This is a genomic window from Lysobacter fragariae (assembly GCF_054779775.1).
The window spans coordinates 1-15,329 of sequence record NZ_BAAGXP010000010.1 but is presented as its reverse complement, the minus strand read 5'-3'; the positions used below and the strand labels follow the sequence as shown (position 1 = coordinate 15,329).

General features: G+C 67.5%; 15 protein-coding genes. 7 read left to right on the top strand and 8 right to left on the bottom strand.

The genetic code is table 11. The features are described from left to right. Window positions 1-92 precede the first annotated feature (92 nt). Both ACYVD7_RS10620 and ACYVD7_RS10615 read left to right on the top strand, forming a co-directional pair. Window positions 93-659 carry an NUDIX hydrolase gene (locus ACYVD7_RS10620; RefSeq protein WP_460762763.1) on the top strand — a complete coding sequence of 189 codons (567 nt, stop codon included), beginning with the start codon at window positions 93-95 and terminating at the stop codon, window positions 657-659. A gap of 82 nt (window positions 660-741) precedes the next feature. Next, window positions 742-1,452 carry a hypothetical protein gene (locus tag ACYVD7_RS10615; RefSeq protein ID WP_460762760.1) on the top strand — a complete coding sequence of 237 codons (711 nt, stop codon included), beginning with the start codon at window positions 742-744 and terminating at the stop codon, window positions 1,450-1,452. A gap of 46 nt (window positions 1,453-1,498) precedes the next feature. Here the strand turns inward: ACYVD7_RS10615 and pip are convergent, their stop codons facing one another. Then, window positions 1,499-2,440 (bottom strand): prolyl aminopeptidase, encoded by a 942-nt coding sequence (gene pip, locus ACYVD7_RS10610; protein WP_460762758.1) that lies wholly within the window; start codon window positions 2,438-2,440, stop codon window positions 1,499-1,501. 134 nt (window positions 2,441-2,574) lie between these two features. Further along, the gene (prmC, locus tag ACYVD7_RS10605) at window positions 2,575-3,402 is read right to left on the bottom strand and encodes a peptide chain release factor N(5)-glutamine methyltransferase (protein WP_460762755.1); all 828 of its coding nucleotides are present in this window, start codon (window positions 3,400-3,402) and stop codon (window positions 2,575-2,577) included. Window positions 3,403-3,706: 304 nt separating this feature from the next. Here prmC and ahpC point away from each other — a divergent pair, with 304 nt between their 5' ends. From ahpC to ACYVD7_RS10580, 5 genes are all read left to right on the top strand, one after another. Further along, a complete protein-coding gene (gene ahpC / locus ACYVD7_RS10600; protein WP_460762753.1) occupies window positions 3,707-4,270 on the top strand; it encodes an alkyl hydroperoxide reductase subunit C in 564 nt (187 codons plus the stop codon). A 301-nt stretch (window positions 4,271-4,571) separates the two neighbouring features. Further along, on the top strand, window positions 4,572-6,155 hold the full coding sequence (ahpF, locus tag ACYVD7_RS10595) for an alkyl hydroperoxide reductase subunit F (protein WP_460762750.1): 1,584 nt from the start codon (window positions 4,572-4,574) through the stop codon (window positions 6,153-6,155). Between the two features lie 129 nt (window positions 6,156-6,284). Next, window positions 6,285-7,277 (top strand): DNA-binding transcriptional regulator OxyR, encoded by a 993-nt coding sequence (oxyR, locus tag ACYVD7_RS10590; protein ID WP_460762748.1) that lies wholly within the window; start codon window positions 6,285-6,287, stop codon window positions 7,275-7,277. Window positions 7,278-7,366: 89 nt separating this feature from the next. Next, window positions 7,367-9,556: a catalase/peroxidase HPI gene (katG, locus tag ACYVD7_RS10585; protein WP_460762745.1), complete on the top strand. Its 2,190-nt coding sequence runs from the start codon at window positions 7,367-7,369 to the stop codon at window positions 9,554-9,556. Window positions 9,557-9,731: 175 nt separating this feature from the next. Beyond that, window positions 9,732-10,472 (top strand): hypothetical protein, encoded by a 741-nt coding sequence (locus tag ACYVD7_RS10580; RefSeq protein ID WP_460762743.1) that lies wholly within the window; start codon window positions 9,732-9,734, stop codon window positions 10,470-10,472. A 240-nt stretch (window positions 10,473-10,712) separates the two neighbouring features. On the opposite strand, the gene msrA is transcribed toward ACYVD7_RS10580, so the two are convergent. The 6 genes from msrA to ACYVD7_RS10550 form a co-directional block, all read right to left on the bottom strand. Then, window positions 10,713-11,363: a peptide-methionine (S)-S-oxide reductase MsrA gene (msrA, locus tag ACYVD7_RS10575; protein WP_460762740.1), complete on the bottom strand. Its 651-nt coding sequence runs from the start codon at window positions 11,361-11,363 to the stop codon at window positions 10,713-10,715. A 308-nt stretch (window positions 11,364-11,671) separates the two neighbouring features. Beyond that, entirely contained in the window at window positions 11,672-12,634 is a 963-nt protein-coding gene (locus ACYVD7_RS10570; protein WP_460762736.1) for a DMT family transporter, read from the bottom strand. A 70-nt stretch (window positions 12,635-12,704) separates the two neighbouring features. After that, complete coding sequence (locus ACYVD7_RS10565) at window positions 12,705-13,364, bottom strand: glutathione S-transferase family protein (RefSeq protein ID WP_460762733.1); 660 nt, start codon at window positions 13,362-13,364, stop codon at window positions 12,705-12,707. Between the two features lie 142 nt (window positions 13,365-13,506). Beyond that, a complete protein-coding gene (locus ACYVD7_RS10560; protein ID WP_460762730.1) occupies window positions 13,507-14,034 on the bottom strand; it encodes a GNAT family N-acetyltransferase in 528 nt (175 codons plus the stop codon). Between the two features lie 81 nt (window positions 14,035-14,115). Then, entirely contained in the window at window positions 14,116-14,391 is a 276-nt protein-coding gene (locus tag ACYVD7_RS10555; protein ID WP_460762727.1) for a putative signal transducing protein, read from the bottom strand. A 127-nt stretch (window positions 14,392-14,518) separates the two neighbouring features. Continuing rightward, a complete protein-coding gene (locus ACYVD7_RS10550) occupies window positions 14,519-15,037 on the bottom strand; it encodes an adenine phosphoribosyltransferase (protein ID WP_460762724.1) in 519 nt (172 codons plus the stop codon). Between the last annotated feature and the right edge of the window lie 292 nt (window positions 15,038-15,329).

Genomic DNA, 15,329 nt, shown 5'->3' with positions numbered 1-15,329 from the left:
CCGCCATCGCACATCCCGGCGCGGCGGCGGCGGGTTAAAACCCGCCCTACGAACACACCACGAAACGCGACCGCGCGCGGTAGGATCGGGGCATGAGCCAGGAACGCCACGAATCCGAAGACTTCCCGACCGAACTCCTCTACGACGGTCAGTGGCTGCGCATGATGCGCCGCGGTCACTGGGAGTTCGCCGAACGCAGCCACGGCAACGGCATGGCGGTGATCATCATCGCGGCCACGCCGGACGACGAGGTGCTCTTCGTCGAGCAGTACCGCGTACCGCTGGGCCGCCGCACGATCGAGATGCCCGCAGGCCTGGTCGGCGACGACCACGACACCGACACGCTTGAGTCGGCCGCCGCGCGCGAACTGATCGAGGAAACCGGCTGGGAGCCTGCACACACCCACGTGCTGCTGATCGGCCCGACTTCTTCGGGCATGAGCAGCGAGCGCATTGCCTTCGTCCGTGCCACGGGTCTGCGTCGCGTCGGCGACGGCGGTGGCGTGGATGGCGAAGGCATCACCGTCCACCACGTCCCGCGCGCGCAGGCGCCGGCGTGGCTGATGCGCAAGCAGGCCGAAGGCTTCGAGCTCGACCTGAAGCTGTGGGCGGGACTGTGGATGCTGGAGCGCAATCCGGATGGCTCGCCCGCGGGATGAGGCAGCGGGCGGGCCTTCCCGCGGCAACCGGGTAACGGCGCTGGGCGGATAAAATGCCGCCCCCTCCACCACTCGACCCGACATGTCCCTGCAACGCGCTTTCCTCGCCGCACTCATCACGCTCGCCCCGGCCACCGCATTCGCCCACCACGGGCAGGACTTCCTGATCGTCGAGAGTCCTTCGGTCGCGCATCCGGGCGACGTCTACTTTCTCGCCAATGCCGAAGCCGCGCTGGAATCGGATGTGGAGGAGCAGGCAGGCTTCGAGCCGGCCGTGCTCGTCGGCATCGCGCCGCGCGTTGCGCTGGAACTGCATGCGCACACCGAAAAACTGACGGGCGAGGACTGGAGCTACGAAGCCACCGCGCCGTCGGTGCACGTCCTGCTGACCGATCCCGAACGCCACGACGGCCTCAAGGCCGGCCTGAGCGCCGAATACGAGATCGCGCGCGAAACCGATGCCGCCAACCGTCTCGAACTGCGACTCTCGCTGGAGCAGCGCATCAACGCCTACAAGTGGGGCGGCAACCTGATCTATTCGCGCGAGCAGGACGGCGACGGCGAGTTCGGCCTGGCCATGGGGCTGCGGCGTGCGATAGGTGAACGCCTCGCACTGGGCGTGGAAGCGCAGGGCGCGTTCGACCACGCGGAAGGTCGCGAACTGCTTGGCGGCCTGTATTGGGAGCTGGGCGAAACGGTGACGCTGAAATTCGGCCTGGGCGGCATCCGCGACGACGCCGGCGGCACGACCGCACTCGCGCGGATCGGCGTGGTCGTGCGCCTGCGCGACTGAGCGCAGGCGTTGAAGCGCGGGCCGGTGATGCGGCCCGCGCCTCGTGTCAGGCGAAGCGTTCGGTCGCCGCCACCAGCGCATCCACGTTCTCGGCCTCGAACGCGGAATGTCCTGATGCCGGCGTGATCACCAGCTCGCCCTTCGGCCACTGCTTGTGCAGCTCCCACGCGTTCTGCACCGGGCAGACCACGTCGTAGCGGCCGTGCACGATCACGCCCGGGATGTCCTTGATCCGATCCGCATCACGCAGCAGCTGGTCTTCGACCTCGAAGAACCCACCGTTGACGAAGTAGTGGTTCTCGATGCGCGCGAATGCCAATGCGAACGCGGCGTCCTCGTGGCCGGAGACGAAATCCTGGTCCACGTGCAGGAAGCTGGTCGCGCCTTCCCACACGCTCCATGCACGCGCGGCGGCCAGGCGGGTGGCCTCGTCGTCGCTGGTGAGGCGGCGGTGGAACGCGGAGATCAGGTCGTGGCGCTCGACCACCGGAATCGCATCGATGTAGTGGTCCCACGCATCCGGGAACAGGCGCGAAGCACCTTCCTGGTAGAACCATTCCAGCTCCCAGCGACGCAGCATGAAGATGCCGCGCAGCAGCAGCGCGGTGACGCGTTGCGGATGGGTTTGCGCATACGCCAGCGCCAGCGTGGAGCCCCACGAACCACCAAACACCTGCCACTTGTCGATGCCGAGCTTCACGCGCAGCTTCTCGATGTCGGCGACGAGATCCCAGGTGGTGTTGTCGACCAGATCCGCGTGCGGCGTGGAGCGGCCGGAGCCGCGCTGGTCGAACAGCACGATGCGGTACTTGGCCGGATCATGGAAGCGGCGCATCTTCGGGCTGCACCCGGCACCGGGGCCGCCGTGCAGCATCACCACCGGCTTGCCGTTCGGGTTGCCGCATTGCTCGTAGTAGAGGCTGTGGCGGTCGTCGACCTGCAACGTGCCGGTGTCGAAGGGTTCGATTTCGGGGAACAGCGTGCGCATCGTGTGGGGTCCGTGCGGATTGAGGGGCGAATTCTAGCGCAGCGCCCGCGCGGCACTCGTCGCGGGCGCGCCGCAGCAGCGACAGCGCCAACGCGCGCAAACTTCCGGCACTGCGGGCACGCAGACAGTCGCGATCACCCGACCGGCAGGCATCCCAGGGTGACGCGATCACGGTCTTCCAGGTCGCGCAGCGTCTCGACTTCGGCAAAGCCCTCGCCTTGCAGCAGCGCACGCACCGCCGATCCCTGGTCCCAGCCATGTTCGAGCAGCAGCCAGCCGCCGGGAACAAGGTGCGCCGGCGCGTCGCGGACGATCACGCGGATCGCATCCAGCCCGTCCACGCCGGAAGACAGCGCCGACGCCGGCTCGAACCGCAGGTCGCCTTCGCGCAGGTGCGGATCATCCGTCGCGATGTACGGCGGATTGCTTGCGATCAGGTCGAAGCGTTCGCCCACCAGCGGCGCGAACCAGTCGCCCTGGCGGAACGCGAGGTTGGACATCTTCAGCGCGAGCGCATTCGCCTGCGCGACGGCGAGCGCGTCCACGCTCTGGTCGGTGGCGACCACCTGCGCACGCGGTCGTTCGTGCGCGATGGCAATCGCGATGGCGCCACTGCCTGTACCCAGGTCGGCGACGTGCAGCGCGCGCACGGTTGGCAGCCGCTCGAGTGCGAGTTCGACCAGCAACTCGGTTTCCGGGCGCGGGATCAGCGTGGCCGGCGTCACCGCGAGGTCGAAGCGCCAGAACCCGCGCGAACCGGTCAAGTACGCGACCGGCTCACCGTCCAGGCGTCGCTGCACCATCGCCAGGTAGCGATTGGCGACGGCTTCGTCCAACGCGAAATCGCCGTGCGTGAACAGCCAGCTGCGCGGACGGTCGAGCACGTGGGCAAGCAGCATCTCCGCCTCGCCGGATTCGAGCTGGGGGCGGACGTCGCGCAGCAGGTGGTCGAGTCGGGGCATCGGACCTTCGAATGGATGGGGGCGCGGCGGCGGAAGCAGACATGAAGCGGACAAGCACACCGGTCATGGTACGGAGGGCACCGGCGCTTGCCCAAAGGTCTTTGCCCAGCGGACCTGTCCCCAGGCGCATTGCCGCGGTTGACCCAGGCAGTTTGCGGCCGCTCCGCCCCGGCACCGCTTGATTAAACGATAGTCAATGCCTATCTATTTAATACCTGCAATCAATTTGCTTTATCTATCGCCAGTTCCTAGCATCCACCCCGTAGTTCGCATCCCCCATTCCAACCAAGGACACGCCAGACCCATGTCGCAGATCAATACCGAAGTGAAGCCGTTCAAGGCCACCGCCTACCACAACGGCAAGTTCGTCGAAGTCACCGAAGCCTCGCTGAAGGGCAAGTGGTCGATCTTCTTCTTCTACCCGGCCGACTTCACCTTCGTGTGCCCGACCGAACTCGGCGACCTCGCCGACAACTACGCCGAATTCCAGAAGATGGGCGTCGAGATCTACGGCGTGTCCACCGACACCCACTTCACCCACAAGGCGTGGCACGACACCTCCGACACGATCGGCAAGATCCAGTACCCGCTGGTCGGCGATCCGACCGGCACGCTCACCCGCAACTTCGACGTGATGATCGAAGAAGCCGGCCTGGCCGACCGCGGCACCTTCGTGATCGACCCGCAGGGCAAGATCCAGATCGTCGAAGTCACTGCCGGTGGCATCGGCCGCGACGCCAAGGAACTGCTGCGCAAGGTCAAGGCCGCGCAGTACGTGGCTTCGCACCCGGGCGAAGTGTGCCCGGCGAAGTGGAACGACGGCGAAAAGACCCTGAAGCCGTCGCTGGACCTGGTCGGCAAGATCTGACGCTCCACCGCCTCTCCCGCATCGCGGGAGAGGCCCGGGGTGAGGGCGGTCAAAACCGCCTCCCTCACCTCCGGGTGTTTGCACCAGCGGCCTGGGCCAGCCGGCATTCCCCTACCGGCTCCCTCCCCTCCGGCCCAGGCCGCTCCTGCAAGCATCCGCAAACCCCCTGCCCTGCCCGCGAAAGCGGTTGTCCTCGACATCGCCGCTGCGCGCGATGTCCGCACTCCCAAGCTTGTAACGACGTCGCCCGCAACGGCGATCCGCACGCGCGCCGTCACTCACGTCCCGCCAAGGAGCCCCCATGCTCGACACCGACCTGAAGGCCCAGCTCAAGGGCTACCTGCAAATGCTCACCCAGCCGATCGAGCTGGTCGCCGCGCTCGACGACAGCGACAACGCGCGCGAACTCGACGCGTTGCTGCAGGACATCGCCTCGCTGTCCGACAAGGTGTCGTTGCGCCGCGACGACAGTGACGCGCGCAAGCCATCGTTCGCGATCAACCGCGTCGGCACCGACATTGGCGTCCGTTTCGCGGGGCTGCCGATGGGACACGAATTCACTTCGCTGGTACTCGCTCTGCTGCAGGTCGGCGGCCATCCGTCGAAGGCCGCGCAGGACGTGATCGAACAGGTGCGCAACCTCGACGGTGACTATTTCTTCGAAACGTATTTCTCGCTGTCCTGCCAGAACTGTCCGGACGTGGTGCAGGCGCTCAATTTGATGAGTGTGCTGAACCCGCGCATCCGCCACGTCGCCATCGACGGCGCGCTGTTCCAGGACGAAGTCGAATCGCGCAAGGTAATGGCGGTACCCACCGTCTTCCTCAACGGCGAGGTCTTCGACCAGGGCCGCATGAGCCTGGAACAGATCGTGGCGAAACTCGACACCGGCGCCACCGAACGCGACGCCGCGAAGATCGCCGCCAAGGCGGCCTTCGATGTACTGGTCATCGGTGGTGGCCCGGCGGGCGCCGCTGCCGCCATCTACGCCGCGCGCAAGGGCATCCGCACGGGCGTCGCGGCCGAACGCTTCGGCGGCCAGGTGCTCGACACCATGTCGATCGAGAACTTCATCTCGGTGGACTACACCGAGGGCCCCAAGCTCGGTGCCGCACTGGAGCAGCACGTGCGCCAGTACGACGTCGACGTGATGAACCTGCAGCGCGCGCAAGCGCTCATCCCGGCGAACGAACCCGGCGGCCTGATCGAAGTGAAGCTCGCCAACGGCGCGTCGTTGAAGTCGAAGTCGGTCGTGCTCTCCACCGGCGCGCGCTGGCGGCAGATGAACGTGCCCGGCGAAGACCAGTACCGCAACAAGGGCGTGGCCTATTGTCCGCACTGCGACGGCCCGTTGTTCAAGGGCAAGCGCGTGGCGGTGATCGGCGGTGGCAATTCCGGCGTCGAAGCCGCGATCGACCTGGCCGGCATCGTCAGCCACGTCACCCTGCTCGAATTCGACAGCCAGCTGCGCGCGGACGACGTGCTGCAGCGCAAGTTGCGCAGCCTGCCCAACGTCACCGTGCTGGTCCGCGCGCAGACCACGGAAGTGCTGGGCGATGGCGAGAAGGTGAGCGGCCTGGCCTACAAGGATCGCGTCGGCGGCGATGCGCATCGCGTCGAACTGGAAGGCATCTTCGTGCAGATCGGCCTGCTGCCGAACACCGAATGGCTGAAGGGCACCCTGGAGCTCACGCCGCGCGGCGAGATCGTGATCGACGATCGCGGCCAGACCTCGCTGCCGGGCGTGTTCGCGGCCGGCGATGCCACCACGGTCCCGTACAAGCAGATCGTGATCGCGATGGGCGCAGGTTCGACGGCGGCGTTGAGTGCGTTCGACCATCTGATCCGCACCTCGGCGCCGGCGGAGCAACTGGCAACCGCGTAGGGCGGGTCTCGACCCGCCGTCGCTTTTGCGCGGCAACGACATCAACGCGGCTTCGACCGGTTTCGAGGGGTCTGCCGGCGTTCGAAGGGCCGGCGGGTCAAGACCCGCCCTACGGATTACCATCCCACCATGAACCTGCGCGACCTCAAGTACCTCGTCGCCCTGGCCGACCTCAAGCATTTCGGTCGCGCCGCGCAGGCATGCTTCGTCAGCCAGCCGACGCTGTCCACGCAGATCCGCAAGCTCGAGGACGAACTGGGCGTCGCGCTGGTCGAGCGCGCCCCGCGCAAGGTCATGCTGACACCCGCCGGGCGCGAGATCGTCGAGCGCGCGCGCCACATCGTGTCCGAAGTCGAGCAGATGAAGGAGCTCGCGCGCCGCAGCCAGGACCCGGAGGCCGGCACGGTGCGATTGGGCATGTTCCCGACGCTGGGCCCGTACCTGCTGCCGCACGTGGTGCCCGGAATCCGCAAGCGCTTCCCGCGGCTGGAACTGCTGCTGGTCGAGGAGAAGAGCCCGGAGATACTCAGTCGCCTGCGCAATGGCCGGCTCGATGCCGGGCTGCTGGCGCTGCCGGTGCACGACGATCAGTTGCACGTGGAGTTCCTGTTCGAGGAACCCTTCCTGCTGGCGGTGCCCGATACCCATCCGCTGGCGGCGCGCGAGTCGCTGTCGATGAAGGACCTGTCGCGCGAACGCCTGCTGCTGCTGGAAGACGGGCACTGCCTGCGCGACCAGGCGCTCGACGTGTGCCATCTCGCTGGCGCGTCGGAGATGAGCGGTTTCCAGGCGACGAGCCTGGAGACGCTGCGCCAGATGGTGGCGGCGAATGTAGGCGTCACCTTGTTGCCGACGCTGGCAATCAAGCCGCCGGTGGCGCGCTCGAACGACATCCGCCTGCTCGGCTTCCGCGACTCCACTCCCAGCCGGCAGATCGCAATGGTGTGGCGCCGCAGTTCGGCGATGCACGGTTTCCTCATGCAGCTGGCGCAGGTGTTCCACGACCTGCCGGGCGAACTGTTCACGCCGACACCCGGCCTGACGCCGGCGACGCGCGCGAAAACGAAATCGCTGGCGACCACGCGCGCCAAGCGCTCCCGTAGCCATTCGAAACCCCTATAGATTCGATCAGAACAAACGATTTCACCTATCCGCGTTCGTGCACGAAGCTGACCGTTGCTGTTGGATCCCCCGACCACAGGAGTGCAGTCATGTCCACCGAATCGAAGTGCCCGTTCTCAGGCAGCGTCGACAACCACGCCACGCGCCCGACCAACGCCGACTGGTGGCCCGAGCAACTCAACCTCGGTGCCCTTCGCCAGCATTCGTCGCGATCCAATCCGATGGACGAGGCGTTCGACTACGCCAGCGAGTTCAAGACCCTCGACCTCGATGCGGTGATCAAGGACCTGCATAAGGTGATGACGGATTCGCAGGACTGGTGGCCGGCCGACTATGGCCACTACGGCCCGTTCTTCATCCGCATGGCCTGGCATGCCGCCGGCACCTATCGCATCGGCGACGGTCGCGGTGGCGCCGGCAATGGCGAGCAGCGCTTCGCGCCGACCAACAGCTGGCCCGACAACGGCAACCTCGACAAGGCGCGCCGCCTGCTGTGGCCGATCAAGCAGAAGTACGGACGCAAGCTGTCGTGGGCCGACCTGATGATCCTCACCGGCAACGTCGCGCTGGAATCGATGGGCTTCAGGACGTTCGGCTTCGGTGGCGGCCGCGCGGACATCTGGGAGCCGGAGGACGACACGTATTGGGGCCCGGAGAAGACTTGGCTGGGCGACGAGCGTTACAGCGGTGACCGCGATCTCGCCCACCCGCTCGCCGCCGTGCAGATGGGCCTGATCTACGTCAATCCGCAGGGTCCCAACGGCAATCCCGATCCACTGGCATCCGCGCGCGACATCCGCGAGACCTTCGCGCGCATGGCGATGAACGACGAGGAAACCGTCGCACTCACTGCCGGCGGCCATACTTTCGGCAAGGCGCATGGCGCGGGCGACGCCGCCCTGGTCGGCGTCGAACCCGAAGGCGCGACGATCGAGGAGCAGGGCTTCGGCTGGACCAGCCGCCACGGCAGCGGCCTGGCCGGCGACGCCATCACCAGCGGCATCGAAGGCGCGTGGACGGCGACGCCGACGAAGTGGGACAACAGCTACTTCGAGACGCTGTTCGGCTACGAATGGGAGCTGACGAAGAGCCCGGCCGGCGCGCACCAGTGGAAACCCAAGGGCAGCAGCGGCGACGGCACCGTTCCCGACGCGCACGACGCCAGCAAGCGCCACGCGCCGATGATGACCACGGCCGACATGGCGATGCGCACGGACCCGGCCTACGAAAAGATCTCGCGCCGCTACCAGGCCAACCCGGCGGAATTCGCCGATGCGTTCGCGCGGGCGTGGTTCAAGCTGACCCATCGCGACATGGGGCCGCGTGCGCGTTACCTGGGCCCGCTGGTGCCCAAGGAAGCGCTGATCTGGCAGGACCCGGTACCCGTCGCGGATCATCCTCTGGTCGACGCGCAGGACATCGCCGCGTTGAAAGCGAAGATCCTCGCGTCCGGAGTGTCGATTCCGCAGCTGGTGGGTACGGCATGGGCGTCGGCCTCGACCTTCCGCGGCAGCGACAAGCGCGGCGGCGCGAACGGCGCGCGCATCCGCCTGGCACCACAGAAGGACTGGGAAGCCAACCAGCCGGCCGATCTGGCCAAGGTGCTGGCCACGCTCGAGTCGATCCAGAAGGAATTCAACGGCGCGCAGTCGGGCGGCAAGCAGGTCTCGCTGGCCGACCTGATCGTGCTGGGTGGCTGCGCCGCCGTCGAAGCGGCGGCGAAACAGGCCGGTGTCGATGTCAGCGTGCCGTTCTCGCCCGGCCGCATGGACGCCTCGCAGGCGCAGACCGATGTCGATTCCTTCGCGGTGCTGGAACCCAAAGCGGACGGCTTCCGCAACTACGCCCGCAAGGGAGTGGAGAGCTACGCCGCGGACCTGCTCATCGACAAAGCCAACCTGCTGCAGCTGAGCGCACCGGAAATGACCGTGCTGATCGGTGGCCTGCGCGCGCTGGATGCCAACAGCGGACACCGGCAGCATGGCGTTTTCACCAAGCGCCCCGGCACGCTGAGCAACGACTTCTTCGTGAACCTGCTCGACATGCGCACGAAGTGGCAGCGCTCGGCCAGCGATCCCGATGTGCTGGAAGGCCGTGACCGGACATCGGGCGAACTGAAGTGGACGGGCACCGTCGTCGACCTGGTGTTCGGCTCGAACTCGCAGCTGCGCGCACTCGCGGAGGTCTATGCGGCGAGCGACGCGCAGGCGAAGTTCGTGCGCGATTTCGTTGCCGCCTGGAACAAGGTGATGAACCTGGACCGCTTCGACCTGGCGTGAATGCAAGACGCGTGCAGTGGATGCACCGCTTCGACCTGGCACCGGACCATCCGGGCCGGGTCGGGGCCGACGTTGTTCCCGGCATTGCCAAGGTGAGCGCCGCACACGACAGCACGCGGGAGCCAGTGAACGCCATCCACACCCGGCCACGCCCGATCGGTTTCATTCCATGCGGATGAGCCTGCGACGCGGATTCACGGCGCTGGTCGTCGTCGCACTGCTGGCGGCGGGCGCGGCCTGGTTCCTTCGCACCACGCCGACAACGGCGCCGCCGGCCAGCGCGACACCCGCCGCGGTCGACTCCCTCAAAAACCACGACGACACCCGCGACCTGCGCCCGCCCGACACGACCGTGGCGCGCGATTGCCCGATGCCGTTGCTGGCCGGCTCGCTCGAACCGCCGCGGCAATCCCCGGTGCCCGCAGCGCTGGCGCGGTTCCGCGCGAAGTCGATGACACTCACGCCGCTGGCCGGCTTCAGCATCGACGCGCGCGTGCTCTCGCGCCGCGATTACGACAGCGGCCGCGAAAGCGAGATTTCCCCCACCGACCTCGCGCTGGGCTGGGGCCGCATGCGTGACGACGCGGTGTTGGCGCAATTGCAGATCACCCAGTCCGGCCGCTGGTTCCACTACCGCTACCAGAACAACCCGCCGATCCCGACCAATGAACTCACGCGGTCGGCGTCGAACATGCACATGGTTCCCGCCGACGCGGCGGTCGCCGATGCGCTGGACGATATCGAACAGGGCGATCGCGTGCGCCTCGACGGCTGGCTGGTGAAAGCCGACGCGCCCGATGGCTGGGAGTGGCGCAGCTCGACCACGCGCGACGACACCGGACAAGGCGCATGCGAGCTGGTGTATGTCTGCGCGGTGACGCGGTTCGCCCCACGACCAACGCGCAGAGCTGAATGATCGATGCCGCGGCGGCGGCCGATGGCGACAACGCGTCTGCGCTTGTCCCACAAACCTGGTTGCAACATCCGTAGGCGGGTCGACCGCCTTCGCGGCGATCGGCCGGCTTCTTGGGACTGCTGCTGGCGGGTTAAAACCCGCCCTACGCCTCTACACCGTATTTGTAGGGCGGGTCTCGACCCGCCTTCGCGGCGATCGGCCGGCTTCTTGGGGGCTGCTGCTGGCGGGTTAAAACCCGCCCTACGCCCCCACGCCCACCGGACAACTCACGCCCGTCCCGCCCAGCCCGCAGTAACCACCCGGATTCTTCGACAGGTACTGCTGGTGGTAGTCCTCGGCGAAGTAGAAGTGCGGCGCCGGAAACAGGATTTCGGTGGTGATCGTGCCCAGTCCCGCATCGCGCAGCTGCGCCTGGTAGCTGTCGCGGCTGGCGATGGCGGCTTCGAACTGCGCCCGGGTGTCGCAATAGATCGCGGAGCGGTACTGGGTGCCGGCGTCGTTGCCCTGGCGCATGCCCTGGGTCGGGTCATGGCTCTCCCAGAACACCTTGAGCAGTGTGTCGAAGCCGATCACGTTCTCGTCGAACACCACCTGCACCACTTCGGCATGGCCGGTCATGCCGGCGCAGACTTCGTCGTAGGTCGCGTTGGGCGTGTAGCCCCCGGCGTAACCCACCGCCGTGCTTTCCACGCCGCGCAGGGTCCAGAACTTGCGTTCGGCACCCCAGAAACAACCCATGCCGAACTGCACCCGCGCGAAGCCGGCGAATGCATCACGCAACGGGCTGCCGAGCACGTGGTGGCGGTTGTGCAGCGGCATTTCGGTGGCACGGCCCGGGAGGGCTTCCTCCGGGCGTGGCATGCGCTGCTTGTAGGCGCCGATACCGAGCATGGTCATCTCCGTCGGTGGGGGACCTTACCGAAGTGTGGCACCGCCAACGGCGGTTCAAGTCGCGCCTGTCGCGGCGGAGCTCCGTCGGTCGCCATGGCGGGAGGAATGCTGCGGGCGTCTGGACATCTGTGCGCAACCGGCGCGTGCGCTCCGCACCCATGACACAGGGCGAAGGACCTGAGTAATTCGGATGTCATCCCGAGCCCAGCGAGGGACCTGCTTGTTCTGCGGGAGGGAAAACAGATCCCTCGCTGGGCTCGGGATGACAAAACCGAGTTGTTCAGGCCTTCCCTGGCGCCGTCAGCCGCTTACGATCGGCCGTCGGCCGCGACAGTCACCGCCTCGGCCCCGCTGGCCTTCTGCCCGCGCACCAGTCCCAGGAAGATCCCCGCCAGCGACAACGCCAGGCCGACCATCTCCACGCCGCCCAGCCGCGTGCCGAACAGCAGCGCGTCCCAGACATACGACAGCAATGGCTGCAGCAGCAGGCACAGGCCGAGCACGCCGGCGGGCAGTTTCGGCATCACCTTGCCGATCACCAGCCAGCCGAACACCTGCGCGATCAGCGCGTAGGCCAGCAGCGCGCTCCAGTCGCGCACGCCGACCGGCTGCACCGATTCACCGCCCAGCAGCGTCATCGCCAGCAGCAGCGCAGCACTGAACACGCACATCCACCACAGCATCGCCTCGTTGGAGGTGTCGCCGCGGCGCGCCTGCCCGGCACGGAACGCGATCAGGAATCCCGCATACGCCAGCGCCGTCCCGAGCCCGAACGCGATCCCGACGCGGAAGCGCGCGTCGAACCCCTCCCATCCCGGCGCCAGCAGCATCGCCAGCCCGGCCAGCGCCATCAGCAATCCGGTCCACAACCGCCAGCCGCCGCGTTCGCCCAGCACGAATGCGCCGTACGCGGCCAGTGCGAACACCTGGAAGTTGCCCAGCAACGTTGCCAGTCCGACGCCGACGTACAGGATGCTCCGGTGCCACATCCACAGGTCGAGGGCGAAGAACAGCGCCGCGACCATCAGCAATCGCAGCACCGGTGCCGACGGCTTCCAGCCGGCGCGCACCGTCGGCCGCGCCGTCCACGCCAGCAGCAGCAACGCCGCCAGGCCCATGCGCCAGAACGCCGATGCGGTGGGCCCGACGCCCACCCATTTCACGAACACCGCAGAGGTGCTGATCAGCGCGGCACCCAGTGCCATCGCCGCCAGCGAGCCACGCGAATAGGCGGCGTGGTTCGCGCCGTGGTTCGCGGCAGTCTTGTTCATTGCGGCCTCGCTCATTGCAGCCTCGCTCATTGCGGTCTCGTCCCGGCGGCGTGCTACGCGGCGGTCTGGGTCACGCCAGCGCCAGCGCGTCGGTCGCCTCGATGCGTTCGACCTCCGCCGCCGCTGCAGCGCGCCATTCGCGCATCGCCGGCAGCGCGGTGATCGCATCGGCATAGCGGCGCGCGGTGTCGTCCCTCGCCACGCCGTAACCGAGGAAGCGCATCACCACCGGCGCGAACATCGCATCGACGATGCCGAAACCACCGCAGAGGAAGTCGCCCTGTGCACCGTGCGCCGCGCGAAGTTCACGCCACAGCGCCTGCACCCGGTCGATGTCGGCCTGCGCGCTAGCGTCCCAGCGGTAGGCGTCGGGCTGGCGCCGGCAGTTCATCGGCAACTGCTGGCGCATCGCGCGGAAGCCCGAATGCATTTCCATCGCCGCGGCGCGCGCGGCCGCCCGCGTGCGTAGGTCGGCGGGCCAGCCGCGTCCGTCGAGCCATTTCTCGTTGGCGTACTCGCAGATCGCCAGCGAGTCGGGCACGACCAGTCCGTCGTCATGCAGCGCCGGCACCGTGCGCGTGGGCGACCAGCGGTCGATCTGCGCGAAGAATTCCGGCGTATCGAGGTTCAAGCGCACTTCATCGAACGCCACCCCGAACTGGCGCAGCAGCAGCCACGGGCGCAGCGACCACGAGGAGTAGTTCTTGTTGCCGATCACGAGCTGGGGCATGGGGTCATCCGTCGAATGCCAGGGAAGCGGCCATTGTGACGCGACCGCGGTGGTGGATAGGTGTCGGAAACTGGAACGCAGTCGCGATTGCATCCGCTCGCGTCAGCATTCCTGGCAACGCGCCGGGCTCATGTCGCCAATTTCATATCGCCATGCCCATGCGCGAGACCGGAACGCGCACATCGCCCGGCAGTTCGAGTTCGAAGCGCTCGCGAACGACGAAGCCCGCTGCCAGGTAAAGCGGCTCACCCGGCAACGTGGAAACCAGTTCGAGCGCGTGGAAGCCCGCCTGCCGCGATGCATCCACGCACGCCTGCATGAGCTGGCGCCCCAGGCCGCGGCGCGCCATGCCGGGATCGACGAAGAACGCGCGGATGCGCGCCGGCTCGGTCGCCGGGTCAAGCCGCGGATCCGGACCGTGCTTGGCCTGGTCGCCGCCAAACAGCGTGCGCCGCCCGCTCCAGCCGCCACAGGCGACGATGCGGCCCGCGTCCTCGATCACGAAGTAGGTCTGGTCGTCGATCAGCTGCGTGTCGACGCCGAACACGTGGCGGGTGATCGCCTCGGCCTGCGCCGGTGTGTAGTAGCCCACGCTCAAGGCACGACCGGATAGCGCGATGAGGTCCTGGAGGGCGGGGATGTCCGCCGAGCGGGCGAGGCGAAGTGTCATGCGCGAATTCCCTTCCGGACTACGACGTGGCTTCCGGCTTGCCAGCCACCGTCGCTTGCTGACGGCGGGTCCAGGCCCGCCCTACGCAGGCAACCAGCCTTCATCGCCCAGCGCATCATTGCCCAGCGCATCGTCAGCCGGCGACGGCTCGTTCAACGGCAGCATGGCAACGATATCGCGCGCTTGCGGCCACACGATCTCCGGCACGCATACCGCGATCACACCGAACAATGGCAATTCGCCCATCCCGCCGATCAGTTGCTCGCCGCGCAGGAATACCGGGATTTCCGCGGCTTCCAGCGCATGCCGGACCAGGTGGGCGTCGATCAGGTTGGCGGCTTCGTAGACGACCTTCATCGCACGGCTCCCGGCTGCGCTTTCATCAACAAGCAGGATCAGCATACGCCTGGGACGGGAGCGCGGTTCGAAGGGTGCACGCAGCGCAGCGGCCGCTCGCACCACCCGTCACCTGGCCACTGTCGCCTCAACAGTGCAGCAAGGTCTCCAGCCGCACGCCATCCTTCCAGCGCGCGCGGCCGCCGAGCACATCGATCTCGATCACCACGGCGGCGCCGACGACGCGCGCGCCCACCTGTTCGAGCAACCGTCGCCCGGCCACCAGGGTGCCGCCCGTGGCGAGCACGTCATCAACGAGCAGGACGCGCAGGCCCGGCGCGATGCCGTGTGCGCCAATCTCCAGTCGCGCGCTGCCATATTCCAGGTCGTAGTCGATACCCACCGTCGGCGGCGGCAGCTTGCCGACCTTGCGCAGCGGCACGAAGCCGACCTGCATTGCCGACGCCATCGCCGCACCGAAGATGAAACCGCGCGACTCGATCCCGCAGACCACGTCCACCGCGGTGTCGCGCCACGGTTGGATCAGCGCGCCGATGCAGGTGGCGAAGCCGACGGGATCGGCCAGCAGCGGGCCGATGTCCTTGAACATGACGCCGGGCTTGGGGAAGTCGGGGACGTCGCGGATCAGGGAGTGGAGGGTGTGCATGGACCGTCGCCCGGAAAGGCTCCGATGGTATCGGGTGGCGGCCCTGCGGGCGGAATCGCGTACCCGGCATCAACACGCTTCCTGCGCGCGAACGCTCCGCCTGCGCTCCCCGGCGAATGTCTTCCCTCCCCCCACGCACCCTTGCGAATGGACCTTCGCACCCTTGCGAATGGACCTTCGCACCCTTGCCCGACCCCCTGCGCACCTTCGTTCGACCCCCTGCGCACCTTCGCCCGACCCCCTGCGCACCTTCGTTCGACCCCCTGCGCACCTTCGCCCGACCCCCTGCGCA

Coding starts and splice junctions, on each gene's coding strand:
- ACYVD7_RS10620 (WP_460762763.1), top strand. CDS start 93: ATGAGCCAGGAACGCCACGAATCCGAAGACTTCCCGACCGAACTCCTC.
- ACYVD7_RS10615 (WP_460762760.1), top strand. CDS start 742: ATGTCCCTGCAACGCGCTTTCCTCGCCGCACTCATCACGCTCGCCCCG.
- pip (WP_460762758.1), bottom strand. CDS start 2,440: ATGCGCACGCTGTTCCCCGAAATCGAACCCTTCGACACCGGCACGTTG.
- prmC (WP_460762755.1), bottom strand. CDS start 3,402: ATGCCCCGACTCGACCACCTGCTGCGCGACGTCCGCCCCCAGCTCGAA.
- ahpC (WP_460762753.1), top strand. CDS start 3,707: ATGTCGCAGATCAATACCGAAGTGAAGCCGTTCAAGGCCACCGCCTAC.
- ahpF (WP_460762750.1), top strand. CDS start 4,572: ATGCTCGACACCGACCTGAAGGCCCAGCTCAAGGGCTACCTGCAAATG.
- oxyR (WP_460762748.1), top strand. CDS start 6,285: ATGAACCTGCGCGACCTCAAGTACCTCGTCGCCCTGGCCGACCTCAAG.
- katG (WP_460762745.1), top strand. CDS start 7,367: ATGTCCACCGAATCGAAGTGCCCGTTCTCAGGCAGCGTCGACAACCAC.
- ACYVD7_RS10580 (WP_460762743.1), top strand. CDS start 9,732: ATGAGCCTGCGACGCGGATTCACGGCGCTGGTCGTCGTCGCACTGCTG.
- msrA (WP_460762740.1), bottom strand. CDS start 11,363: ATGCTCGGTATCGGCGCCTACAAGCAGCGCATGCCACGCCCGGAGGAA.
- ACYVD7_RS10570 (WP_460762736.1), bottom strand. CDS start 12,634: ATGAACAAGACTGCCGCGAACCACGGCGCGAACCACGCCGCCTATTCG.
- ACYVD7_RS10565 (WP_460762733.1), bottom strand. CDS start 13,364: ATGCCCCAGCTCGTGATCGGCAACAAGAACTACTCCTCGTGGTCGCTG.
- ACYVD7_RS10560 (WP_460762730.1), bottom strand. CDS start 14,034: ATGACACTTCGCCTCGCCCGCTCGGCGGACATCCCCGCCCTCCAGGAC.
- ACYVD7_RS10555 (WP_460762727.1), bottom strand. CDS start 14,391: ATGAAGGTCGTCTACGAAGCCGCCAACCTGATCGACGCCCACCTGGTC.
- ACYVD7_RS10550 (WP_460762724.1), bottom strand. CDS start 15,037: ATGCACACCCTCCACTCCCTGATCCGCGACGTCCCCGACTTCCCCAAG.